Origin of the sequence: Dietzia sp. PP-33 (assembly GCF_033790845.1) — a bacterium.
Lineage (GTDB): Bacteria > Actinomycetota > Actinomycetes > Mycobacteriales > Mycobacteriaceae > Dietzia.
Genome location: NZ_JAMYEI010000002.1, coordinates 26,072 through 49,349 on the forward strand (window position 1 = coordinate 26,072; position 23,278 = coordinate 49,349).

Here is a 23,278-nt window from a genome sequence, read left to right on the forward strand (position 1 = left end):
CTGCCCGCCACCCCCTGCTGGCAGAATGACCGTTCATGTCACGCCGCTTCGTCCTCTCGCTGGGTTGCCCCGACCGCATCGGCATCGTCGCCCGCATCGCCACGTTCCTCGCCGAACTCGGAGGCACCATCGTGGAGGCGGCCTACCACGCGGACGAGAACTCGGGCTGGTTCTTCACCCGGCAGTCCGTGGACGCCGGGTCGATCGGCATGGAGCTCGACGAACTGCGCCGCCGTTTCTCCCGGGTGGCCGCCGAGCTGGGCCCGGAGACGGACTGGCACATCGCCGACTCCGGAGAACCCAAGGACGTCGTCGTCCTGGTCTCCAAGGAGGGCCACTGCCTGCACGACCTCATGGGCCGGGTGGACAGTGGCGACTACCCCGCCCGCATCCGCGCGGTGATCGGCAACCACGACACCCTGCGCGGAATGACCGAGGCGCACGGCATCCCCTTCCACCACGTGCCGTTCCCGACGGATCCGGCCGAGCGGGGACCGGCCTTCGAGGAGCTGGCCTCGCTCGTCGACGACATCGACCCGCAGGCGATCGTCCTGGCCCGCTTCATGCAGGTCCTGCCCGATGAGCTGTGCACCCGGTGGACAGGCCGCGCCATCAACATCCACCACAGCTTCCTGCCCAGCTTCGTGGGCGCCCGCCCCTACCACCAGGCGCACGTCCGCGGGGTCAAGCTCATCGGGGCGACCTGCCACTACGTCACCGCGGACCTCGACGAGGGACCGATCATCGAGCAGGACGTGATCCGGGTGGACCATGCCGCGACGGTGAAGGACATGGTCCGACAGGGTCGCGACGCGGAGAAGCTGGTCTTGGCCCGGGGTCTGCGGTGGCACCTCGAGGACCGTGTCCTGGTGCACGACGCCCGCACCGTCGTCTTCACCTGAGGCCGGACCCCACCCCGCCTCGGGTCAGCCCCGGGAGAACCCGTGGCGCTCGACGAGCCGGGTCTCGGCGGCGGACAGGAAGATCAGCCGCGCGGCGGCGCCGGCCCGGTGCAGGATCGACCGGATCCGCTTCTCGATGAGGGCCTGCTCCATCCCCGCCTCACGCAGGATGTCCACCAGCACGTCCACGGCTTCGGACGCGGTGCTCTGCCCCTCCATGAACAGGCGGCCGATCTTGTCGACCCCCTCCTCGTCGATGCCGAGGACGATCAACTGCCGGAAGAGCTCGTGCATGTAGACGTCGGAGAAGAAGTGGTCCGCCGCTCCCGGTTCGCTGACCAGGCCGATCGACTCACCCACGTCGAGAAGGTCCTCGGACAGGTCGAACGAGGCGACCGCCTTGGCCTCCGACCTGGTCAGACGCCGGCGGGCGCCCGCGGGCCTGCGTTCGGCCCGCACACTCTCGACCTCGAGCAGCTCCGCGAGCGTGAACCCGTGCCGCTGCGCGATGAGCAGCTCCTCGATGGTGGCGAACGTGTAGCCCCGGTCGAGCAACCGCAGGATCAGACGGAGCCGGTCGCGGTGGTCTGGGCCGTAGAAGGCGGTGCGGCCCTGCCGGATGGGCGGCGGCAGCAGCCCGCGCTCCTGGTAGACGCGGATGTTGCGGACGGTCGCGCCGGAGGTCTCCGCCAGCTCCTCGATGCGCTGCAGCGGCGCGGACCCCCCGGAGGTCACCTGCGTCGTCCGCCGACAGCCGGCCTGACGTCTGCGAAGAACACCCCGACGGCGACCATCGCGACGATCCCGAGCAGACCGAACGGCCGGATCGCGAAGAAGAGGGCGGCGCCCGCACAGATGCCGATCCAGGCCGGCTTGGGCCATTTCCCCTCGATCGAGTACGCCGATGCGGGCGGCAGGACGGCCAACACCAGACCCACCAGTGCCCACAGAACGAGAGCTCCCTGAACCGCCATCTGAATCAGGCCCCAGGTACCTGGCAATGCATCTATCACGGGCCCCAGTGTAGTCGGCGCCTCCGACACACCTCACATCGATGTTCACAGCGTGGATTCGGGCCGGCGCCGGAGCCCACGACGAGAACCGCCCCCGGGCCGCTCGTGCAGAGCGGCCCGGGGGCGGGATCACAGCGGCCTCAGCCGCGACGACTCACTTGTCGCCGGAGGATGCCGGCTTGTCGGTCGACGAGGAGGAGGTCGAGGACGACGGCTTGCTCGACGACGACGAGGACGACGTGGTCGACGTGGTCGACGACTGCTTGCCGGTCGAGGTCGACGACGACTTGTCAGCCGAGGACGTGCCCGTCGAGGACGACGAGGACTTGGCGGCCGGGGTCGACTTGGACGCCGTGCTCTTGGCGGGAGCCTTCTTGGCCGGAGCCTTCTTCGCGGGCGCCTTCTTCGCGGGGGCCTTCTTGGCCGAGGACGTGCGGGCCTCCACCTTCCCGGCGCCGCTCTGGACCTCGTCCGACACGGCGTAGGCGGTGTCCTCGACGCGGTCGGCGGCCTTGTCGGCGGCAGTCTCGACCCGGTCGGCGGCCTTGTCGGCGGCGCCACCGGCCTCCTCCGCGGCCTGACGGGCGGACTTGGAGACGCGTCCCGCGGCCTTCACACCGATCGAGCGGGTCTGGCGGGCGACGGTGCCGAGGGCGTCCTCGCCCAGCTCGACCTGCTCGTCGACGGCACCGGCGGCGCGGGCGACCTGCTCGTTGACACGGGCCAGCCCGGCCTCGAGCTGCGGGTTCTCCTCGCGCAGGCGGGACACGACGTCCTCGCCACGGGCGGCCAGTCCACCGTAGATCCCCGCCGCGACCTCGACGTAGGCGTCGGCGACCTTGCGGAGCTCATCGGGACGGAAGCGGTTGACGAGCTCCTCGACCTCGGACGGCAGCGCCTGCACGCGGTCGGGGACCTCGGTGACGCGGTTCTGCACGCCGGTGACGCGCTCCGTGACCCGGTTCTGCACGTCCGAGACGCGCTCGTTCACCTTGGTCTGGGCGTCGGTGACGGCTTCCTCGGCGCGACGACGCAGGTCGGAGACCAGACCGGACACCGCCTGCACTGCGAGGTCGTTGACGCCCACGTAGGCGTAGACCGGGGTACGCACGACGGACAGGGCCTGTCCGAGCGGGCCCTCGAAGGCCGGGTCCTTGGACACGGACTTGCGCGGCGCGGTCTTGGCCGAGCTCGAGACCTTCTTGGCGGACTGCGGCCTCGACGGCGCCTTGGCGGCCGCCTTGGCCGGGGACTTCTTGGCTGCGGGCTTCTTGTCGGTCATGTCGACTCCTTGTTCGTTGTCATGCAGATGTTCTGGGTGGGGTGTCACGTGGCCCTACAGGGCCGCCGTCCGACGGGCTCATCGCACGTCGACGACTTGTTCGGCTGCGGTCGCGTTGTTCGATCGAAACGACTCGTAGATCTCCACGAGCACCTCCCTCTGACGCTCGGTGAGGTCGGGGGCGGTGAGGATCGCATCCCTCACCGGGCTCCCCTGTTTCAGTTCGAGGATCCCGGCGCGGGCGTAGAGCACCTCGGCGGACAACCTCAGACCTCGTGCGATCTGACCCAGGACCTCTGCGGACGGCTTGCGCAGCCCCCGCTCGATCTGACTCAGATATGGATTCGAGACGCCGGCACGCTCGGCGAGCTGCCGGATGGACACCTCGGCCGCCTCCCGCTGGGAGCGGATGAACGACCCGATGTCCTGCGACTCGGACGAACGCTTGTCGTGGTCGCCCTGATGGGTGACCTCGCTCTGGCGCGGGACCTCACCTGTCGGCTTGGCCCCGCGTGCGCGGACCTCACCCGTCGGTTCGGCCACAGGCGCGGAGGTGGACTCTGTCGTACGACCGCTCTCACGGCCACGTCTGTCGGCCATGGAGTCCACCTCCTCTCGCCGTCCGTCTCACGTCGTCTACAGACAACGCTAGCAACGAGTGCTAGCTACAGCAAGCGGTACGGCGGGCCGGAAGCGGTGTGATGGATCACAGACCCCCGGGAGCCGCCCGGCGGGACGGTGAGGTCGGGGAAGGGCCCGAAGCGCGTCGGGTGAGCGTCAGAAGACGAGCAGCGTGAACTGGTGGATGACGAGCCCCACCAGCGCGCCGACGACCGTGCCGTTGATGCGGATGAACTGCAGGTCCTTGCCCGCGAGCAGTTCTATCTTGTCCGAGGCCTCGTCCGCGTCCCACCGCTCGACCGTCTCCGCGATGATCGAGGTGACCTCCCCCGCGTAGTTCTCGGCCACGTACGCGGCGGTGCGGGTCATGTAGTCGTCGAGCCTGGCGCGGACCTTCTCGTCGCCGGTCAGCATCTCGGACAGACGCTCCAGCAGGTCGTCGATCTTGAGGCGGAGTGTCGACGACGAGTCCTCCGTCGCCTCGACGATCATCCGCTTGGCGGCCGTCCACGCCGACCCGGCGGCCCGGCGGACCTCGTCGCGGTTCATGACCTCGTGCTTGAACGTCTCCAGCTTGGCCATGGTCGACGGGTCCTGCTGGAGGTCCCGTGCGAAGTCCTCGGCGAACCCGATGAGCGCCAGGCGCACCGCGTGCTGCTTGTCCACCTTGATCTGCCAGGTCCACTCCCGCAGTTCCCGGTAGGCACGCTCCGACAGCAGCTCGTTGACGAACTGCGGGGCCCACGTGGGGGCCTTCTCGCGGACCCAGCGGTCGATGGTCTCCGGGTTCGCCTCGACCCACTCGTGGGTGCGGTCGGCCATGAGGTCGAGCAGGGGCAGGTGACGCCCCTCGTCCAGCAGTTCGGCGAGGATACGGCCGGCCGGCGGTCCCCACTGCGGCTCGGCGATCCGCGCGACGATGGTGCGTTCGATGATCGCGACGGCGTCCTCGTCGCGCAGTACCGCCAGCACCGACCGGATGGCCTTGGCGGCCTGGTCCGAGGCCATCTCACGGTGCTCGTCCTCGGCCAACCACTCCCCGGCCCGCTCGGGGATCCGGGCGCTGCGGACCTTCTCGCTCACCATCGCGGGATCGAGGAAGTTCTCGCCGACGAAACCGCCCAGCGAGGTCCCCAGCTGGTCCTTCTTCTTACGGATGAGGGCGGTGTGCGGGATCGGGATCCCGAGCGGGTGACGGAAGAGGGCGGTGACGGCGAACCAGTCGGCCAGCCCGCCGATCATCCCGGCCTCGGACGCGGCCCGGACGTACCCCGCCCATGCTCCGGCCCCGTTGGCCAGCGAGTACTCGGCGAACAGGAAGACGATGCCGGCGACGACCAGGAATCCGGTCGCGACCAGCTTCATGCGGCGCAGGGCGGACCTGCGCTCCGCGTCGGTCTCGGGGTCCCCCGCCCGGAACGCGGGGCCGCCCACCGCCGTGATCGGGTCGAGTGTCAGTGTGCGTCCTCGCGACCGTACTTACGGAAACCGACCATGCACACCGCGAGACCCAGGACAAAGACGACGGTGGTGGCCACGACCGCCGCCACGACCAGGCCGAGGGAGACGCCCATGTCGTCCATGTAGTAGCCGAGGGCCGTGATGGGCAGGCCCAGCATGCTCATGGACAGCAGCATGATGGCCGAGCCCGCGTAGATCTCGGTGGCGTACAGGGGGTAGATCGGCGCCGCGTCGCTCGCGTACTCCGGGTAGTACTCCTCGACGATGGCGGCACCAGTGTGCTCGAGGGTCTGACCGGCCATGATGAAAGTCCTCTTCCGTCTACTACCGATCCCGGGCCCACGGTCCGGGATGTCCTTGCCCTGATCCTATTGGAACCTCACCTCTCGCGGGCAACCGCCCGGCGGATTCGTCGCGCCGCGGTGACCAGGTTGCGCAGGCTCGGCTCCAACTGCCACGTGTATCGGGTCTTGAGCCCACCGTCCGGCACGGCCCAGAGCCGGTCGACCCCCACCGCCGCGACCCCCTTGAGCAGCCTCTCGTGGAGCAGGTCGATGTCCGGGACGAAGCCGGATCGAGACTCGTACACGCCCGGTGCCACCTGTCGGGTGAGGGTGTGGTCGGTGAGGGCGTCCAGGACCCACTCGATGGACCGGGTCGCGACGATCGCGGTCACGTCCGCGTCGAGCCGCTCGATCGCCTCCTTCATCTCCCGCAGCGAGGAGTAGCCCAGGTGGGTGTGGATCTGGGTGTCCGGCCGGGCCCCCGCCGAGGCCAGGCGGAACGTGGCGACCGACCACTCGAGGTAGGCGCGCCGGTCCGCACCGCGACGGGGCAGCAGCTCACGGATGGCAGGCTCGTCGATCTGCACGATCGCGACCCCCGCGCGCTCCAGGTCCGCCACCTCGTCCCGGATCACCAGGGCCAGCTGGGTGGCCACCTCGGGCAGCGCGAGGTCGGTCCGGCAGAACGACCGCGCGAGCATCGTCACCGGCCCCGTCACCATCCCCTTGACCGGCCGCTCGGTCAGTGTCTGCGCGTATCCCGTCCACTCCACCGTCATCGGTGCGGGCCGGGCCACGTCGCCGTAGAGGATCGGGGGGCGCACGCACCGGGACCCGTAGGACTGCACCCAGCCGTGCCGGGTCGCCGCGAACCCGTCGAGCAGTTCCGCGAAGTACTGCACCATGTCGTTGCGCTCGACCTCACCGTGCACCAGCACGTCCAGTCCGATGTCCTCCTGCAGCCGGATCAGCGAGGCGATCTCCTGCCGCAGGTACTCGCAGTAGCGTTCGTAGTCGATCCGGCCGTCCGCCAGGTCCCGGCGTGCCCGCCGGATCTGCACCGTCTGGGGGAACGAGCCGAGGGTCGCCGTGGGAAGGACCGGCAGACCCAGCCGCTCCGCCTGCAGGGGGGCCCGCTGCGCATAGGGGAGGCGGACCTCGTCGTCGTCGTCCACCCGCGCGGTCCTCGCGCGGACGTCCTCCCGGCGCGCACTGGGAAGGACCGGCAACGGTCGCCAGCGCGGCGTGGGGCCGTCGACCAGCGCCTCGGCCAGCGACACCACCTCCGCGACCTTCTGCTCCGCGAACGCCAGCGAGTCCTCGAGCTCCGCCGGCAGTCCCGGCTCGGCCGCGACGTCGTAGGGGACGTGGAGCAACGTGCAGGACGTCGACACCACCAGGTCACCGAACGTGGTCTTGAGTTCCCGGAGGTAGTCCAGCACCGCGAACTTGTCCGTGCGCCAGACGTTCAGTCCGTCCACCACCCCGGCGTAGAGCCGCTTGCCGGCCAACCCGGGCACGGCCGCGAGCTCGGCGGCGGGCCGGTACCCGTGCACCAGATCCAGCCCGATCGCCTCGATGCCCGTGGCCGCGAGGGCCGGCAGTGCCCCGCCCAGGTCTCCGTACTGCCCCGTCACCAGGATCCGTGGACGGGTGCCGACCGCCGAGAGCCGATCGTAGGCGTGGCGCAGCCGACCGATCTCGAACGACGTACGTTCCATGGTCATACACGGCTCGTCGAACTGCACGCAGGTCACGCCCGCCTCAGCCAGCGAGCCCAGCAGCGCCTCGTACTGCTCGAGCAGCCGGTCGAGCAGTGAGATCGGCCGGAAGCCGGGGCCGGCGGTCGGGGCGGGCTTGCTCAGCAGGAGCAACGACAGCGGGCCGGTGACCACGGGCCGGATATCGATCCCCAACTCGTGGGCGCGGGCGACCTCCGCCAGCAACTCCCGGGGGCGCAGGCCGAGCACCGAGGAGTCCTCGAACTCCGGCTGACGGTAGTGGTACGGGGTCCCCTGCAACGCGACCAGCTCCAGCGGCGCCAGGTCCGCGCGACCCCGGGCCAACGCGAACTGGGTGTCCACCGGGGACAGGTCGCCGACCAGGTCGCCGAAGCGGTGCGGGACCGCGCCCATCAGCACGGCGTCGTCGAGGATGTGGTCATAGAAGGAGAAGGTGTTGCCCGGGATCTGCGTGATGCCCCTGGCGCGCAGATCGTCCCAGGTCGACTCCCGGATCCGGCGGCCCACGGCCAGCAGTTCGGCCCGGGTGCCGTCCCCGTGCCAGTACCGCTCGAGCGCGCGCTTGAGCTCGCGGCGCGGGCCGATCCGCGGATACCCCAGCACGCTGGACGCGCGGCTGCGCGCGAGGTGCGAACGCTCGGGTCGGGCCGGCCCCGGCTCGCGGCGGGACACGGGATCCTGCGTGTCCACGTCGATCAGCGCGCGGGACGGGTCGTCGCGCGGGGGACGTCGTAGCGGTAGAAGCCGTGGCCGCTCTTCTTGCCCAGCCTCCCGGCCTCGACCATCCGCAGCAGCAACGGCGGCGGAGCGTAGAGCGGCTCCCGGAACTCGGTGTACATCGAGTCGGCGATCGCCTTGATCGTGTCCAGGCCCACGAGGTCCGCCAGCGACAGCGGCCCCATCGGGTGGGCGCAGCCCAGCACCATGGCCTTGTCGATGTCCTCCGGTGTGGCGAAGCCGGACTCCGCCATCCGCACGGCCGAAAGCAGGTAGGGCACGAGCAGTGCGTTGACCACCGCCCCCGAACGATCGGCGGAGTGCACCACCTGTTTGCCCAGGACCTGCTCGGCGAACCGCTGCGCCCGCTCGCGGACGGCCTCCCCCGTCTCGAGGGTGCTCACCAGCTCGACCAGCGGGAGCACGGGGACGGGGTTGAAGAAGTGCATGCCGATCACGCGCCGGGGCAGCGCGGTGCACGTGCCGAGCTTCATGATCGGGATGGAGGAGGTGTTGGAGGCCAGCACGGCCTCCGGATCGGTGACCACCTCGTCGAGCTCCCGGAACACGGCTGTCTTGGCCGCCTCGTCCTCGACGATCGCCTCGATCACGAGCTGCCGGTCGGCGAAGTCACCGAGGTCGGTGGTGAACCGCAGGCGCAGCGCGGCCTGCTCGCGTTCGCGCCGGGTGATCTTCCCGGAGGAGACGCCCCGGTCCAGCGAGGTGAGGATGCGGGACCGACCCGCGGCGGTGAGCTCCCGGCAGGACTCCCACACCAACACGTCCACGTGGGCGCGGGCGCAGACCTCGGCGATCCCGGCCCCCATCTGACCGGCGCCGACGACACCCACTCGGGTGATCGCCCCCGGATCCGGCGTTACCTCGCGGGTGGGGGGCATCGTCGACACGTCCTTCTTCGAACCGGGGGACCGGCCCGGGCTCCGGGCCCGGGGTGTGCGTGGGACACGCGCGGGGGCCGGGGCCGCCTCGAGGAGACGGCCGCGGCCCCCGGTGTGTTCACGTCGTACTGCTCGACCTTCTACCCGGTCGATCAGCGGTTCAGTGGAACTGCCCCTCTTCGGTCGAGCCCTTCAGCGCCGCGGTGGACGTGTTGGGGTCGACCGTGGTGGCGATGCGGTCGAAGTAACCGGCGCCGACCTCGCGCTGGTGCTTGACGGCGGTGAAGCCACGCTCCTCGGCGGCCTTGAACTCGCGCTGCTGCAGCTCGACGAACGCCGACATCTGGTTGCGGGCGTAGCCGTAGGCCAGGTCGAACATGCCGTAGTTGAGCGAGTGGAAGCCGGCCAGGGTGATGAACTGGAACTTGAAGCCCATCGCGCCGAGCTCCTTCTGGAACTTGGCGATGGTCTCGTCGTCCAGGTTCGCCTTCCAGTTGAAGGAGGGCGAGCAGTTGTAGGCCAGGAGCTGGTCCGGGTACTCGGCCTTGACGGACTCGGCGAACTTCTTGGCGTACTCGAGATCCGGCGTGCCGGTCTCCATCCAGATCATGTCGGCGAACGGGGCGTAGGCCTTCGCGCGCTCGATGCACGGCTCGATGCCGTTCTTGACGTTGTAGAAGCCCTCGGCGGTGCGCTCGCCGGTGATGAACGGGCGGTCACGCTCGTCCACATCGGAGGTGATGAGCGTGGCGGCCTCGGCGTCGGTGCGCGCGATGATGACGGACGGCACGTTGGCGACGTCCGAGGCGAGACGGGCCGAGGTCAGGGTGCGGATGTGCTGGTTGGTGGGGATCAGCACCTTGCCACCGAGGTGGCCGCACTTCTTCTCCGAGGCCAGCTGGTCCTCCCAGTGCACACCGGCGGCGCCGGCGGCGATCATGGCCTTCTGCAGCTCGTACGCGTTGAGGGCGCCACCGAAACCGGCCTCGGCGTCCGCGACGATCGGGGCGAGCCAGTTCTCCACCGAGGTGTCGCCCTCGATGCGGGCGATCTCGTCGGCGCGCAGCAGCGCGTTGTTGATGCGGCGCACGACGGTCGGGACCGAGTTGGCCGGGTACAGCGACTGGTCCGGGTAGGTGTGGCCCGAGAGGTTGGCGTCGCCGGCGACCTGCCAGCCGGAGAGGTACACGGCCTCGAGGCCGGCGCGGATCTGCTGCACGGCCTGGTTGCCGGTCAGGGCACCGAGGGAGTTGACGAAGTCCTTGTTGTTGACCTTGTCCCAGAGGATCTCCGCGCCACGACGGGCGAGGGTGTGCTCCTCGACGACGGTGCCCTGCAGCTCCGCGACCTGCTCGGCGGTGTAGTTGCGGGTGATGCCCTTCCAGCGGGGGTTGGTGTCCCAGTCCTGCTGGATCTCTGCAGCGGTACGTGCCTTGCCGACGTTCGACATCGCGACTCTTTTCTGTCTCGGGGGCGGACCCGGCTTCGCACAATTGCGAGCACGGCGTCCTGTACTCGCCAAGGATGCCACACCTGTTGCACCTCGTCTACCTGGGAGTTCTGCGAATATCGCGAGTTTCCTTGCTTTGCTTGCAAAGTTTGCGAAGAATGTGCGGCACGCCACCGACCACCCGGAGCCATTCATGACCGCCACCCATATGGGCGCTCGCCTACGTCGCCTCCGCGAGGAGCACGGACTCACCCAGGCCGCCTTCGCCGAAACGCTGGGGCTCTCGTCCAGCTATCTCAACCAGCTGGAGAAGGACGCCCGCCCGGTCACCTCCCGCGTCCTGACGCGCCTGTCGGAGGAGTACGGGGTCGACTCGACCTTCTTCGCCTCCGACGCCGACACCCGTCTCATCGCGGAGCTCACCGAGGCCCTGTCCGATCCCCAGGTCTCCGCCGGGATCCCCGCGGGGGACGTGATCGACCTGGTCCGTGCCCACCCCGCGATGTCCCGGGCGTTCGCGGTGTTGAACCAGCGCTACCGCAACTCCGCGGATCTGCTCGCGGCGCTCACCGAGGGCCGAAACGCGCTGTCCGACGAGGTGGACCACTCCGCGTTGGCCATGCCGCACGAGGAGGTGCGCGACTACTTCTATCAGCGCCAGAACTACATCGACTCGCTGGACACCGCGGCCGAGGAGCTGACCACCCGCATCCGCATGAACCGCGGCGACGTCCGGGCCGAGCTCGAGAACCGGCTCGCCGAGGTCCACGGCGTCCGCGTGGTCCGCCGGGTGGACCTGCCCGACGGTCTGTGGCACCGCTTCTCCGCACAGGACCGTCGGCTGGATCTGTCGGCGCACCTGACCGGCGGCCAGCAGGCCTTCCGGGTGGCCTCGGAACTGGCCTTCCTCGAGCACCGCGAGCTGCTCGACCAGCTCGTCGACGACGGCGCCTTCAGCTCCCCCGCCGCCAGCGCCCTGGCCCAGCGCGGGCTGGCCAACTACTTCGCCGCCGCCGTGCTGATGCCCTATCAGCGCTTCCTCGACACCGCCGAGGACTTCCGATACGACATCGAGCGGCTGATGACGTTCTACGCGACCGGCTACGAGACCGTGTGCCACCGCCTGTCCACGCTGCAGCGACCGGGCGCCTCCGGGGTGCCCTTCAGTTTCGTGCGCGTGGACCGCGCGGGGAACATGTCCAAGCGGCAGTCGGCGTCCGGTGTCCACTTCACCACCTCGGGCGGGACCTGCCCGCTGTGGAACGTCTACGAGACGTTCTCCTTCCCCGGGAAGATCATGCGTCAGGTCGCGGAAATGCCCGACGGCCGCCTGCACCTGTGGGTCTCGCGGACCGTCACCACGCGGCCCATGAGGTTCGGGCAACCCCGCAAGACCTTCGCGATCGGACTGGGCTGCGAGGCCCGCCACGCCCACCGCACCGTGTACGCGCAGGGGCTGGACCTCGCCGACTCCGACGCCGCCACCAAGATCGGGGCCGGTTGCCGTATGTGCGAGCGTCCGGCCTGTCCCCAGCGCGCCTTCCCGCCGCTGAACCGGGAACTCAAGGTGGACGCCCACCGGTCGGCGCTCTCGCCCTACCTGCTCGACGATCCCGGTGCCCCGGCCGGCTCCCCTGTCCTACCCTGACGGCCATGAGCCAGCCGCGCAGCAATGACAGCGATCCCCGGGAGCCTGCCCGGCCCCGCATCCGTCCCGGCGGGTTCCGTGAGCTCGGACCGGTGGGGTGGGCCGTCAACCGCCTCGGCGCCCGCGTCACCGGCAGCCGCGACGTCCACCTGTTCGCCACCCTCGGCCACGCCCGCCGACTGTTCCCGGCGTGGCTGGCCTACTCCGGGATGATGATGCCGTTCGGCGTCCTCGACCGCCGGACCACGGAGCTGGTGATCCTGCGCGTGGCCCACCTGCGGGGCAGCGTGTACGAGCGGGCGCACCACGAGCGGATCGGCGCCCGGGTGGGACTGGACGACGACGAGATCGCCCGGACCCTCGCCGACCCCGCCGCCGCCGACTGGACGGATCGGCTGCGCGCGGTGTTGACCGCCGTCGACGAGCTGGTGCGGACCAAGGACATCGCCGACGACACGTGGGCCGCGTTGGCAGCCCACCTGGACGAGTCGGAGCTCGTGGGCCTCGTGCAGTTGGTGGCCCAGTACGACGGTCTGGCCACCTCCCTGCGCGCCCTGCGGATCCAACCCGACCGCCCCCGCTGAGCCCCCGGCGCCACCCCGCCCATTCCGGCCCGGCGCCACCCTGCCCATTCCGGCCCGACCCGACCCGGTCCGCCCGGTCCGCCCGGCCCGCCCGCCCGATCCGACCCGGCCGGTCCCACCCGGCCCCGCTGAATCCTCCCCCCGGGTTACGCGTCGCCTTCGGCCTTCGCGCCCTCTCTGCCCGCCCGTCCGCGACATGCGCGCCCGCTGTGGTCCATTCGGGCCGCGCACCTGATGTCCCTCATCGAATCACCAGCCGACCATGTACTTCGGGGGTTCCGTTGTCCACAGCCGTCCGCTCCCTCCACAAGGCAGTCGGAATCTGCGCGGGAGGGACGGCCCCTCTCACCTGTGGCGTGCATGATCCACGGCATGAATCGCCACCACCCGGGCCCGCGGCACCCCGTCCTCTCGTCCGCCCGACTCAGCACGGAGCTGGCCGCCCTCCCCCGTCGCCGACGAGAGCGCGAGTTCGTCAAGATCGCGGACGAGCTCTGGCTGCCGGCCGGTTGTCCGCTCAGCTTCGAGACCCTGTCAGTGGCCTACTCGAGGCTGTACCCGAACGGCGTCCTCACCGGATGGTCGGCGGCGGTACTCCACGGGATCGCCGCCCCGGGCGACGCCATCCCGGAATTGTGCGTCGGACCCAGCGGGAGAAAGCGTGCGGGCCTGCGGATTCGGCGATATCGATTGCCCGCGACGGCCGTGGAGCAGAAGCGCGGCGTCGCCGTCACCACTCGGCGCTGGACTGCCTTCGACCTGGCCCGGTTCGCCGACCACCTCGGTGGAGTCCTCGCGGTGGAGCATTTCTACCGGCACGGGTTCTCGGAACGCGAACTACGCGAGGTGGTCGACGGTCAGGTCGGCGGCTGGGGAATCGCACGAGTACGACGGGTGCTCGCGGACGCCGACCGTCGCAGTGAGTCCCCCATGGAGACCGAGACGAGGCTGTTCCTCCGAGACGCCGGTTTCACGGGGTTCATCCCGCAGGTCGACGTGGGTGGCTACCGTCTCGATCTCGCCGATCCCATTCACAAGATCGCGGTCGAGTACGACGGCGCGCACCACGAGAATCCCGAACAGCGATCGAAGGACCGGTACCGCAGGAACCGCCTCCAGGCCGCCGGCTGGATCGTGATCGTCGTGGACCACAAGATTCTCCGTCTCCATCGGGACGACATACTGCGGCAGGTCCGGACGGCGTATGCACACCGAATCGCCGGCGTCGCCGCCTGACCCTCGACGCCCCGCCCTCGATCTCCCGGCGGCGGGCCGACGTGCGCGCCCCCTGTGGTCCACTCCGGCAGCGCAACCGCCCAGCGTGCGAGCGTTCCGGGCGCGCAGGACGAAGAGGCCGCGCACGTCGGTGGCGGGCGGACGAGGCGAGGCGAGGCGGCCGGGGCGCCCCGGCCCGGGTACCGCCTCAGACCTCCACTCAGAGCTCCACGGCAGCGCGCTCGGCGCGGGTCAGGCAGGCACGGGCCCGCTCGTCCAGCTCCAGGCTCACCGTCTCCCCGGCGGGTACCAGCACCGGCTGCCCCTGCACGGAGCACTCGAAGTCCGCGCCGTTGAGGTTGACGATCGTGATCTCCGTGTGGGTGCACCGCACGCGCACATGGGTGCCACGCACGGTCAGCCGGAACGTCAGCGCACCCCACTCGGCAGGGACGCGGGGGTCGAACGAGATCTCGCCCCGGTAGTCGCGCATCCCGCCGAACCCGCTCACCAGCGCCGACCAGACGCCGCCCGCGGACGCCACGTGGACCCCGTCCGCGGCGTTGCCGTGCACGTCGGCCAGGTCCACCACCAGCGCCTTGGAGAAGTGTTCGAACGCCTCGTCGCAGTACCCGATCTCGGCGGCGATGATCGACTGCACGACCGCCGACAGCGTGGAGTCGCCGGTGGTGAGCGGGTCGTAGTACTCGAAGTTGGCCCGTTTCTGTTCCTCGGTGAACTCGTCGCCGCGCAGGAACATGGCCAGCACCACGTCGGCCTGCTTGAGCACCTGGTGCCGGTAGATCACCAGCGGGTGGAAGTGCAGCAGCAGCGGGCGGCGCGGGTGCTCCAGGTCCTGGTCCCAGACCTCCTTTGCCAGGAAGTCCTCATCCTGGGGGTGCACACCAAGCGCCTCGTCGTATGCGATCACCATGTTCTCGGCCGCGCGCCGCCATTCCGCGATCTCGCTGGCGTCGATCTTCAGGCGCCGACAGATGCCCGCCCACCGGCCGTCACCCAGCTCGGCGATCCGCTTGCACGCGATGGTCGCGGCCACCAGGTTGAACCTCGCCATGGCGTTGGTGAACAAGTTGTTGTCCACCACGGTCGTGTACTCGTCGGGGCCGGTGACGCCGTGGATGTGGAAACAGCCGTCGTCGGCGAAGAACCCGAGCGAGACCCACATCCGCGCGGTCTCGACCAGCACGTCCACGCCCTCGCGGATCATGAACTCCTGGTCCCCGGTGGCCCACAGGTACTTGACCATGGCGTGCGCGATGTCGGCGTTGATGTGGTACTGCGCGGTGCCGGCCTCGTAGTAGGCGGAGGCCTCCTCACCGTTGATCGTGCGCCACGGGTAGAGCGCGCCCTCGACCGAGAGGTATCGCGCGCGCTCCCGGGCCTTGTCGAGCATCGAGTAGCGGAACCGCAGAGCGTTTCGGGCGAACCGCGGCATGGTGTAGGTCAGGAACGGCAGGACGTAGGTCTCGGTGTCCCAGAAGTAATGCCCGGAGTAGCCGCTGCCGGTGACGCCCTTCGCCGGAATCCCGCAGGTCTCGGCGCGGGCGGAGGACTGGGCCAGCTGGAAGAGGTTGAAGCGGATGGCCTGCTGGGTCTCGGGCGGGCCGTCCACCTCCACGTCCCCGCGGTGCCAGAAGTGGTCGTACCAGTCGCTCTGGGTGCGCTGGAGTTCCTCGACGCCACGATCGCGCGCGCGGGAGAGGGTGCGCGCGCACCGTTCGGCGAGCTCGTTGGCCGGAACCTTCTCGGAGGTGTGGTACGCCGCCAACTTGGTCAGCTTGAGGACGCGGCCGGGGGTGGCGTGGGCGTGGTAGACGACCTTGGAGGCGTCGTCGTCGCTCTCCACGCTCATGTCGACCTCGTCCTCGGTCTCGACCTCGTGGTCCACGGCCACGGCGATCGACATCCCCGAGTTGGCGCAGCGGTAGCCGTGCACCTGGTAGCCGCGCTGACCTTCGCAGACCACCGGTTCGAGCACCCGGTGGTCGAGCCCCTCCGACCGTCGCGGGTCGAAGCCCTCGGGCACGGCCTCGGCGGAGTGGTACTCGTCCTCGCCGTCCTGCCGGTTGAGCACCTGCGAGGAGATCACCACCGGCGCGGTCTCCTCGGGCAGTTCGATCTCGTAGGTCATCACCGCGAGGTGCTTCTCCACCATCGACACCATGCGGGTGGTCCGGATGATCACCTTCTTGCCGGCCGGAGTGCGCCAGACCAGCTCGCGGCGCAGGATGCCGTCGCGGAAGTCGATGCTGCGTTCGTAGTGCTCGAGGTCGGCCTCGGTCACCCGGAGCGGCTCGTCGTCCACGTAGATGCGGATCGTCTTGGCGTCGGGAGCGTTCACCATCGTCTGGCCCTCGCGTGCGAGGCCGAACGCGTCCTCGGCGTGCAGGATGTGCCACGTCTCGTGGAACCCGTTGACGTACGTGCCGTGGGTCTTGGAGTCGCGCCCCTCCTCGAGGTTGCCGCGCATGCCCAGGTAGCCGTTGCCCACGGCGAACTGCGTCTCCGAGACACCCATCGGCGAGGCCTTGGGGCTGGTCTCCACCCAACGCCACGGGTCCGCGGGGTGCGTGTGGCGGTTGATCTCCGGCACCTCGAGGTGGCTGCGCAGGTTCACGCCGTACGTCGTGCGGATGTTGCCGGGGACCGACTGGCCGATCGTGTCGTGGACCGGACCCCGCCCGGGGGGCACGGGGGTCATGAGTGGGCCCCCGTCAGTCCGGGGATCAACTCGGCCAGGTCGACGACGACGACGTCGGCCCCCTCCCGGAGCAGGACCTCGCGCCCGGCACCGCGGTCCACGCCGACGACGTGTGCGAACCCGCCGGCGGCGCCGGCCTGCACGCCCGAGACGGCGTCCTCGATCACCACGCAGCGCTCGGCGGGCACGCCCAGCAGTTCGGCGCCGCGCAGGTAGGTGTCGGGCCGGGGTTTGCCGGGGATGCCCTCGGCCTGCGCCACGAGTCCGTCCACGACGATCTCGAAGCGGTCCCGCAGTCCCGCCGCCTCGAGCACCGGGAGTGCGTTCTTGGAGCTGGAGACCACGCAGGAGGCGATCCCGGCGGCGTCGAGGGCGTCGAGGTAGGCGACCGACCCCGGGTAGGCCTCGATCCCCTCGTCGAGCAGCTCACGGAAGATGATGTTCTTGCGCAGACCCAGACCGGTGATCGTGTCCGCGGCGGCCGCGTCGTCGTCGTCGCCCTGTCCCAGGGTGATGCCGCGCGCGGCGAGCATCGAGGCGATGCCCTCCACCCGGGGCTTGCCGTCGATGTAGCGGAAGTAGTCCTCGTCCGAGTACGGGTCGATCCCGCGCTCGGCGAAGTAGGCGGAGAACATTCGGTTCCACGCCTGCATGTGCTTCTCGGCGGTCGGGGTGATGACCCCGTCCAGGTCGAAGAGCACGGCATCCACGCCGTCATGGTCCATGTCGAATCCTGCTTCCGGGTCGGTGGGCCGATCGGGCTCGTCCGGTGACCCACCAAGGGTAGACACCTCTCCTCCGTACGGAGGCCCTCACCTCCCCCCGTCGGACCCACCTGCCGCCTCGCGGGGCGGAATGCACTGTTGCCGGGTGGCCGGTGGCACTATGGACCGAGACCCCGGACTAGAAGGAGAGAGATGCGACTCCGCACCCGCAATCCCCGCCGAGTAGCGATCGCCGGCCTCGCACTGGTCACCGCGGCCGCACTCACGGCCTGCTCGTCGGACTCCGACGACTCCGAGGGCTCCGCGAGCGTCGACTCCACGAGCGAGACCGAGACCTCCGAGGCCGTAGACGAGTCCGCGCCCGAGGCACCACTCGACCAGTTGATCCTGGCCGAGGGCGAGGCGCCCGGCGGCGGTGTGGTGCAGGTGATCGAGCCCGATCTCCTGCGCGAGGCCGTCGACAAGCTCGTCGCCGACCAGGGCAAGAAGCTCATGGAGGACCCGGCGTGCGACAAGGTCTCGCGCCTGGAGACGGTCTCCAACTTCGCCACCTCCGACGGCGTGACCGCCGCGGTGCGCTACAAGCAGTCCGAGGAGGACGAGACCGAACACCGCTTCGGGATCGGCATGGTGGGACAGGAACTCGAGGAGTTCATGGACCGCTCCCTGTACGAGGCCTGCACCTCCTCGCGCAGCGCCACCAACCCCAACGTCGAGCTGGTCATGACCGTGTCGGACGCCCCGGCGGTCGAGGGTGCCGAGGGCTTCCGCGTGACCAGTGACTTCATCACCACCCGCCCCGACGGCGGTCGCTCGCTGAGCCGCGCCGTCGCGATCCACGGCTTCGCCCGCGACACCACCGTGAGCGTGGAGTACGCGGCCCGTGGTGACGATCCGGCGGCCGATCCGGTCCTGCCGACCGCGGCCGGCGCGCTGGACGCGATCTACAACGCGCAGATGACCAAGCTCGTCGACGCCGAGTAGCCGGCGGACCACCGACGACGAGAGCGTTCCGACCACCTCTGCCGAGGTGGTCGGAACGCTCTTCTCGTTGCCCGGGTCCGGGCCGGGGCCGGGGCCGCTAGAGGTTGATCATGTGGCCGCCGACGCCCTCGACGGCCTCCTTCATGGCCTCCGACAGCGTCGGGTGCGTGTGCACGTTGCGGGCCACGTCCTCGGCGGTGAGGTCCCACATCTGGGCCAGGGTCAGCTCGGGCAGCAGCTCGGAGACGTCGGGGCCGATGAGGTGTCCACCGAGCAGTTCGCCGTGCGTGCCGTCCGCCACGATCTTGACGAATCCCACCGCGTGGCCGAGCCCGTGGGCCTTGCCGTTGGCCGAGAACGGGAACTTTCCCACCTTGACGTCGTATCCCTCCTCGCGGGCCTGGGCCTCGGTCAGCCCGAAGGAGGCCACCTGCGGCTGGCAGAAGGTGGCGCGCGGCATCATGCGGTAGTCGCCCAGCGTCTGGGTCTCGGCGCCGGCCATGGTCTCTGCGGCCACCACGCCCTGTGCCTCAGCCACGTGGGCCAGCTGCAGCTTGGCGGTGACGTCGCCGAGGGCGTAGATGCCCTTGACGTTGGTCCGCATGTGGTCGTCGATGTCGATCGCGCCACGGTCGGTGAGCTCGACGCCGGTCTTGTCCAGGCCGTAGCCCTCGACCCGCGGCGCGAACCCCACGGCCATGAGCACCTTGTCCACGGTCAGCTTCTGCGCGTTGCCCTCGTCGCCGTTCTTCTCGACCTCGACCTCCACCGAGTCGCCGTTGTCGGTGACCTTGGTGGTCTTGTGGCCGGTGAGGACCTCCACGCCGAGTTTCTTGTAGTGCTTGGCGATCTCCTTGGAGACCTCCTCGTCCTCGTTCGGCAGGAGACGGTCCATGAACTCGACGATCGTCACCTCGACGCCGTAGTTGGCCATGACGTACGCGAACTCCATACCGATGGCGCCGGCGCCGACGATCACGACCGAGTCCGGTAGCTCGCGGGAGAGGATCTGATCCTCGTAGTCCACCACGTTCTCGCTCAACTCGATCCCGGGCAGCGTCTTGACCACGGAACCGGTGGCGATGATGCAGTTGTCGAACGTGTACGAGGTGCCGTCCACATCGATCGTCTTGTCGTCGGTGAACTTCCCGAAGCCGTCGATCTCGGTGATCTTGTTCTTCTTCATGAGGAAGTGGACACCCTTGACGATATTGTCCGAGACCTTGCGGCTGCGGTCGTGGGCGACCCCGTAGTCGAAGGAGACGTCGCCGGAGATGCCGAACGTCTTGGCGTCCCGCAGCACCGTGTTGGCCAACTCGGCGTTGCGCAGCAGCGCCTTCGAGGGGATACACCCGACGTTCAGGCACACCCCGCCCCAGTACTTCTCCTCGATCACGGCCACTGTGAGGCCGAGCTGCGAGGCGCGGATGGCGGCGACGTAGCCACCGGGGCCCGCGCCGAGGACGATGAGGTCGTAATGAGTGTCAGCCACGACACACAGGGTAGCGCTCCCGGGGGCCCCGACGAGCCGGAGCCGGGCGGAACTGCACCCGAAATGACCGTCGCCGCCTCCTCCCGGGGGGAGGGGCGGCGACGGTACCCGCGTGGGGCGCGGTCAGGACAGGTTGCCCAGGACCGACTTGAGGGCCGTGGCGACGATGTCGCCGATGGTCTCGGCGATCGTGTCGGTGATCGTGCCGGTGCCGCTGAGCGAGCCGGACTCGCCGGAACCGCTGCTGAGGATGTCGGTGAGAGAACCCATATGTTTGTCTCCGTTTATCGAATGCACTCCCGCTGTCGGGAATGGCCGGGTCAGTCGACCCGCGCGTACGGCAGATGCTACTGATGACACGGTCTCGTAACAAGAGCCTGAGGAAACCTTGTGGCGATTCCGGTCGGCCCACGTGATCACGGCATCATCGACTGCATGACCGCACCCCCGAGCGACCCGTTCATCCACCTCGAAGACGTCGACTCCACCGAGGCCCTCGAGTGGGTCGTCGAGCGCAGCGACCGGACCGTGGCGGACCTGGCCTCCGGGCGGGCCGCCGAGAACGCACACGCCCGCGCCCTGGAGATCCTGGACGCCTCCGACCGGATCGCCTGGCCCGTCCTGCGCGGCCGCTTCGCCTACACGCTCTGGCGCGACGCCGAGCACCCCCGCGGCATGTGGCGCCGGGTGCCGTGGGCCGTGCTCTCGGACGGCGCACCGGGGGTGGACCACCCCGCCTGGGAGACCCTCGTGGACGTGGACGCCCTGACCGCCGAGGAGGAGGTGAACTGGGTCTACTCGGGAACGGTGGTCCGGCGCCCCGGTGATGACCGGGCGCTCATCCGGTTGTCGCGGGGAGGCGCCGACGCCGTGGAGGTCCGCGAGTTCGACCTGGCCGCACGTCGGTTCGTGCCCGGATCCGAGGGCGGGTTCCGACTCGCGGAGTCCAAGTGCTCCGTGTCCTGGGTGGACCGGGACACCCTGCTGCTGTCCGCACCGCTGGAGCCGGACGGCTCGGACGCGACCGATTCGGGGTACGCGCGTCTGGTCCGCCTGTGGCGCCGCGGGACCGACCCGCGGCAGGCCCCGGTGATCTTCTCCGGCCGGACGGCGGACGTGGCCGTGGGCGCCTCCTACGACCTGACCTCGGGCCGCCTGACCGCCAGCCGGGCCCCCGATTTCCACACCTCCGAGGGGTGGTTCTGGTCGCCGGGCGTCGACCCCGCGGACACACGACCCCGCCTGCTGCCGGTGCCCGAGGACTGCCGGGTCGACTCGTGCGGGGACTGGTTGCTGCTGCGCCCGCGCACCGACCTCGTGGTCGCGGGCCACACCCACGCCGGTGGGTCGATCCTGGTGGTGCCGTGGGCCGCGGTCGATGCCGACCCCACGACGCTGCCCCGTCCCGTCGTCCTGTTCTCCCCCACCCCCTCCACCACCGTCGAGGACGTGACCTGGGGCCGGGGCCGGATCCTGTTGACGATCCTCGACGACACCGAGTCCCGACTCGAGGCGTACACGATCCCCGATACCGCCGACGGCGCGTGGGAGCCCCGCCCGGTGGAGGGCCTGCCGCAGCACGTGTCGGTGGACGTCCTGTCCTGCGACCGACTGGCCGGATCCGGCGGGGGTGACGGTGGGGAGGACGGCGCTGCGGACGGCGACGACGACGAGCGCCCTCACCCCGACGACGCCGTACTCGCGATCTCCGGCCCGGTCGTCCCGCCGTCGCTGGTGCTGTTGCGAGCGGACGGCTCCACCACCACGCTCGGCTCCACCCCCGACCGCTTCGACAGCTCCGGCATCGAGGTCTCCCGGCACACGGCCGCCAGCGACGACGGCACCCTGGTGCCCTACACCGTCATGCGCGGCCCGGGCCCCGCCGGTCCCGCGCCCACCATCCTCTACGGCTACGGGGGCTTCGAGGTGTCCATGCGCCCGTCGTACGCCGCCCTACGCGGGGCGCTGTGGCTGGAACAGGGCGGCGTCTACGTGGTGGCCGGGATCCGCGGCGGCGGCGAGTACGGGCCCGCCTGGCATCAGGCCGCCGTCCGTGAACGGCGCCCGCGCGCGTTCGAGGACTTCGCGGCCGTCGCCAGGGACCTCGTCGCCACCGGCGTGACCACACGCGACCAGCTCGGGGCGACCGGCGGGTCCAACGGAGGGTTGTTGATGGGGGTCATGCTCACCCGCTATCCGGAGCTGTTCGGGGCGCTGGCGATCGCGGTCCCGCTGCTGGACATGCGCCGCTACCACCTGCTGTTGGCAGGCGCGTCGTGGATGGCCGAGTACGGCGACCCGGACTCCGCGGACTGGGACGACTTCCTGGGTGCGTACTCGCCCTACCAGCACGTCCGGCCGGCCTCGGAGGTCCGGTACCCGCCGGTCCTCATGACCACCTCGACCCGTGACGACCGCGTGCACCCGGGCCACGCCCGCAAGATGACGGCCGCGCTCGAGGCCGCAGGGCACGAGGTGGCGTACTACGAGAACGTGGAGGGTGGTCACGCCGGCGCCGCGGACAACTCGCAGGAGGCCCGGAAGGCGGTCCTGACCTACGAGTTCTTCAGGCGTCGGCTCCCTCGTCGTCGTCCGGGGACGGAGTGAGCAGCTCCCTGTCCATCCACGCCAGCACCCGGGCGACCACCGCGGCGGGCGTGCGCGCCCACGAGTTGTGGCCGAGGGCCTCGGGCTCCACCTCGAGGCTCGTCCGGGCGCGGGGCAGCATCGCGAGGAGGCCGCGGGCGGCGCTCTCGGGGGCCAGCGGGTCGTCGGCGATCACCACCGCCAGGGCCGGGACGCTCACCCGCGCCAGTCCGGCCCGGTAGTCGAGGTCGGCGCGCGCCGGTTGCATGGCACCGCTCGCGGCGAGGCGGGACCAGTCGCGGATGCGGTCTGCCGGGATCCTGCCGTCCGCGCCGAAGAACCGGCCCGGCACGTGCCCTGTCACCCAGCCGATGGCGGGCAGCAGGATCGCGCCGGCCCGCAGCCGCCGGCCCACGCGCCGGGGATAACCCCTGTGGAACGGGGACTGCGCGGCCACCGCCACCAGGCCCGCCACCCGGGGGTCGTGGCGGGCCAGGTGGTAGACCCCGATCTGTGCGCCCATGCTGTGGCCCAGCAGGACCACTGGTCGCCGCCCGAGCTCCCGCTCCATCACCTCGAGCGCGAGTGGCACGTCCTCAGCGGCGCTCTCGTGGTATCCCGCTGCCGCCCCGCCGCGGCCGATGCGGTGGGTGCTCTCTCCCTGGCCCCGGAGCTCGGTGATCGCCACGGGGACGCCCCCGGACGCCAGCGCGCGGGCCAGCGGGAGGTAGTAGCGGGCCCCGACGGCGATGCCGGGCAGGACCAGGACGGCGGGCCTGCCCGGGTCCCGCGCGTCGGCGTCCACGATCAACAACGGGCTCGTGCTGCCGTCCGCGTGGCGGAGTTCGATCCGGCGCGGGTCGTCGGTCCTGGTCATGTGTACAGGATGCCGGACGAGCAATACGACGACGGACCCCGCCCCACTCGTGTGGTGGGACGGGGTCCGTCGGT

Annotated in this window: 20 protein-coding genes; 6 read left to right on the forward strand and 14 right to left on the reverse strand. The window is 70.2% G+C overall.

Annotated features, from left to right (window positions below; genetic code table 11):
• Positions 1 to 35 precede the first annotated feature (35 nt).
• On the forward strand, positions 36 to 902 hold the full coding sequence (gene purU, locus NJE57_RS04245) for a formyltetrahydrofolate deformylase (RefSeq protein ID WP_319027154.1): 867 nt from the start codon (positions 36 to 38) through the stop codon (positions 900 to 902).
• A gap of 24 nt (positions 903 to 926) precedes the next feature.
• On the opposite strand, the gene NJE57_RS04250 is transcribed toward purU, so the two are convergent.
• The 9 genes from NJE57_RS04250 to aceA form a co-directional block, all read right to left on the reverse strand.
• Complete coding sequence (locus NJE57_RS04250) at positions 927 to 1,637, reverse strand: MerR family transcriptional regulator (RefSeq protein ID WP_319027156.1); 711 nt, start codon at positions 1,635 to 1,637, stop codon at positions 927 to 929.
• Positions 1,634 to 1,915 carry a DUF2516 family protein gene (locus NJE57_RS04255; RefSeq protein ID WP_319027157.1) on the reverse strand — a complete coding sequence of 94 codons (282 nt, stop codon included), beginning with the start codon at positions 1,913 to 1,915 and terminating at the stop codon, positions 1,634 to 1,636. Before NJE57_RS04255 ends, NJE57_RS04250 begins: the two co-directional genes overlap by 4 nt.
• 154 nt (positions 1,916 to 2,069) lie before the next feature.
• The gene (locus NJE57_RS04260) at positions 2,070 to 3,197 is read right to left on the reverse strand and encodes a hypothetical protein (protein WP_319027159.1); all 1,128 of its coding nucleotides are present in this window, start codon (positions 3,195 to 3,197) and stop codon (positions 2,070 to 2,072) included.
• A 78-nt stretch (positions 3,198 to 3,275) separates the two neighbouring features.
• A complete protein-coding gene (locus NJE57_RS04265; RefSeq protein WP_319027160.1) occupies positions 3,276 to 3,797 on the reverse strand; it encodes a helix-turn-helix transcriptional regulator in 522 nt (173 codons plus the stop codon).
• A 177-nt stretch (positions 3,798 to 3,974) separates the two neighbouring features.
• The gene (locus NJE57_RS04270; protein ID WP_413464365.1) at positions 3,975 to 5,261 is read right to left on the reverse strand and encodes a DUF445 domain-containing protein; all 1,287 of its coding nucleotides are present in this window, start codon (positions 5,259 to 5,261) and stop codon (positions 3,975 to 3,977) included.
• A gap of 11 nt (positions 5,262 to 5,272) precedes the next feature.
• Entirely contained in the window at positions 5,273 to 5,581 is a 309-nt protein-coding gene (locus NJE57_RS04275) for a hypothetical protein (protein ID WP_319027162.1), read from the reverse strand.
• Positions 5,582 to 5,658: 77 nt separating this feature from the next.
• Positions 5,659 to 7,908, reverse strand: a complete 2,250-nt coding sequence (gene metE, locus NJE57_RS04280; RefSeq protein WP_319027523.1) for a 5-methyltetrahydropteroyltriglutamate--homocysteine S-methyltransferase — start codon at positions 7,906 to 7,908, stop codon at positions 5,659 to 5,661.
• Between the two features lie 92 nt (positions 7,909 to 8,000).
• Positions 8,001 to 8,921 (reverse strand): 3-hydroxybutyryl-CoA dehydrogenase, encoded by a 921-nt coding sequence (locus NJE57_RS04285; RefSeq protein WP_319027163.1) that lies wholly within the window; start codon positions 8,919 to 8,921, stop codon positions 8,001 to 8,003.
• A gap of 160 nt (positions 8,922 to 9,081) precedes the next feature.
• Positions 9,082 to 10,371, reverse strand: a complete 1,290-nt coding sequence (aceA, locus tag NJE57_RS04290) for an isocitrate lyase (protein ID WP_319027164.1) — start codon at positions 10,369 to 10,371, stop codon at positions 9,082 to 9,084.
• Between the two features lie 193 nt (positions 10,372 to 10,564).
• On the opposite strand from aceA, the gene ramB reads away from it, so the two are divergent.
• The 3 genes from ramB to NJE57_RS04305 all read left to right on the forward strand — a co-directional run bounded on the left by ramB (position 10,565) and on the right by NJE57_RS04305 (position 13,839).
• Entirely contained in the window at positions 10,565 to 12,019 is a 1,455-nt protein-coding gene (gene ramB, locus NJE57_RS04295; protein WP_319027165.1) for an acetate metabolism transcriptional regulator RamB, read from the forward strand.
• A 5-nt stretch (positions 12,020 to 12,024) separates the two neighbouring features.
• Positions 12,025 to 12,603, forward strand: coding sequence for a carboxymuconolactone decarboxylase family protein (locus NJE57_RS04300; protein WP_319027166.1), 579 nt, complete (start codon positions 12,025 to 12,027; stop codon positions 12,601 to 12,603).
• Between the two features lie 372 nt (positions 12,604 to 12,975).
• Positions 12,976 to 13,839, forward strand: coding sequence for a DUF559 domain-containing protein (locus NJE57_RS04305; RefSeq protein ID WP_319027167.1), 864 nt, complete (start codon positions 12,976 to 12,978; stop codon positions 13,837 to 13,839).
• A gap of 199 nt (positions 13,840 to 14,038) precedes the next feature.
• Here NJE57_RS04305 and NJE57_RS04310 read toward each other — a convergent pair whose 3' ends face one another.
• Together NJE57_RS04310 and NJE57_RS04315 are read right to left on the reverse strand one after the other, a co-directional pair.
• A complete protein-coding gene (locus NJE57_RS04310) occupies positions 14,039 to 16,540 on the reverse strand; it encodes a glycoside hydrolase family 65 protein (RefSeq protein ID WP_319027168.1) in 2,502 nt (833 codons plus the stop codon).
• Positions 16,537 to 17,265 carry a beta-phosphoglucomutase family hydrolase gene (locus NJE57_RS04315; RefSeq protein ID WP_319027169.1) on the reverse strand — a complete coding sequence of 243 codons (729 nt, stop codon included), beginning with the start codon at positions 17,263 to 17,265 and terminating at the stop codon, positions 16,537 to 16,539. Before NJE57_RS04315 ends, NJE57_RS04310 begins: the two co-directional genes overlap by 4 nt.
• Positions 17,266 to 17,457: 192 nt before the next feature.
• Here NJE57_RS04315 and NJE57_RS04320 point away from each other — a divergent pair, with 192 nt between their 5' ends.
• Positions 17,458 to 18,249, forward strand: a complete 792-nt coding sequence (locus NJE57_RS04320; protein WP_319027170.1) for a hypothetical protein — start codon at positions 17,458 to 17,460, stop codon at positions 18,247 to 18,249.
• A 97-nt stretch (positions 18,250 to 18,346) separates the two neighbouring features.
• Here NJE57_RS04320 and lpdA read toward each other — a convergent pair whose 3' ends face one another.
• Both lpdA and NJE57_RS04330 read right to left on the reverse strand, forming a co-directional pair.
• Entirely contained in the window at positions 18,347 to 19,741 is a 1,395-nt protein-coding gene (lpdA, locus tag NJE57_RS04325) for a dihydrolipoyl dehydrogenase (protein ID WP_319027171.1), read from the reverse strand.
• Between the two features lie 123 nt (positions 19,742 to 19,864).
• On the reverse strand, positions 19,865 to 20,011 hold the full coding sequence (locus tag NJE57_RS04330; RefSeq protein ID WP_319027172.1) for a hypothetical protein: 147 nt from the start codon (positions 20,009 to 20,011) through the stop codon (positions 19,865 to 19,867).
• Positions 20,012 to 20,176: 165 nt separating this feature from the next.
• Between NJE57_RS04330 and NJE57_RS04335 the strand changes: the two genes are divergently transcribed.
• The gene (locus NJE57_RS04335; protein WP_319027173.1) at positions 20,177 to 22,348 is read left to right on the forward strand and encodes a prolyl oligopeptidase family serine peptidase; all 2,172 of its coding nucleotides are present in this window, start codon (positions 20,177 to 20,179) and stop codon (positions 22,346 to 22,348) included.
• On the opposite strand, the gene NJE57_RS04340 is transcribed toward NJE57_RS04335, so the two are convergent.
• Complete coding sequence (locus tag NJE57_RS04340; RefSeq protein ID WP_319027174.1) at positions 22,308 to 23,204, reverse strand: alpha/beta fold hydrolase; 897 nt, start codon at positions 23,202 to 23,204, stop codon at positions 22,308 to 22,310. The genes NJE57_RS04335 and NJE57_RS04340 overlap by 41 nt on opposite strands.
• Positions 23,205 to 23,278 lie beyond the last annotated feature (74 nt).

Coding starts and splice junctions, on each gene's coding strand:
- NJE57_RS04285 (WP_319027163.1), bottom strand. CDS start 8,921: ATGCCCCCCACCCGCGAGGTAACGCCGGATCCGGGGGCGATCACCCGA.
- NJE57_RS04315 (WP_319027169.1), bottom strand. CDS start 17,265: ATGGACCATGACGGCGTGGATGCCGTGCTCTTCGACCTGGACGGGGTC.
- NJE57_RS04335 (WP_319027173.1), top strand. CDS start 20,177: ATGACCGCACCCCCGAGCGACCCGTTCATCCACCTCGAAGACGTCGAC.
- aceA (WP_319027164.1), bottom strand. CDS start 10,371: ATGTCGAACGTCGGCAAGGCACGTACCGCTGCAGAGATCCAGCAGGAC.
- NJE57_RS04275 (WP_319027162.1), bottom strand. CDS start 5,581: ATGGCCGGTCAGACCCTCGAGCACACTGGTGCCGCCATCGTCGAGGAG.
- NJE57_RS04340 (WP_319027174.1), bottom strand. CDS start 23,204: ATGACCAGGACCGACGACCCGCGCCGGATCGAACTCCGCCACGCGGAC.
- purU (WP_319027154.1), top strand. CDS start 36: ATGTCACGCCGCTTCGTCCTCTCGCTGGGTTGCCCCGACCGCATCGGC.
- NJE57_RS04300 (WP_319027166.1), top strand. CDS start 12,025: ATGAGCCAGCCGCGCAGCAATGACAGCGATCCCCGGGAGCCTGCCCGG.
- NJE57_RS04320 (WP_319027170.1), top strand. CDS start 17,458: ATGCGACTCCGCACCCGCAATCCCCGCCGAGTAGCGATCGCCGGCCTC.
- NJE57_RS04305 (WP_319027167.1), top strand. CDS start 12,976: ATGAATCGCCACCACCCGGGCCCGCGGCACCCCGTCCTCTCGTCCGCC.
- NJE57_RS04260 (WP_319027159.1), bottom strand. CDS start 3,197: ATGACCGACAAGAAGCCCGCAGCCAAGAAGTCCCCGGCCAAGGCGGCC.
- NJE57_RS04310 (WP_319027168.1), bottom strand. CDS start 16,540: ATGACCCCCGTGCCCCCCGGGCGGGGTCCGGTCCACGACACGATCGGC.
- NJE57_RS04330 (WP_319027172.1), bottom strand. CDS start 20,011: ATGGGTTCTCTCACCGACATCCTCAGCAGCGGTTCCGGCGAGTCCGGC.
- ramB (WP_319027165.1), top strand. CDS start 10,565: ATGACCGCCACCCATATGGGCGCTCGCCTACGTCGCCTCCGCGAGGAG.
- NJE57_RS04265 (WP_319027160.1), bottom strand. CDS start 3,797: ATGGCCGACAGACGTGGCCGTGAGAGCGGTCGTACGACAGAGTCCACC.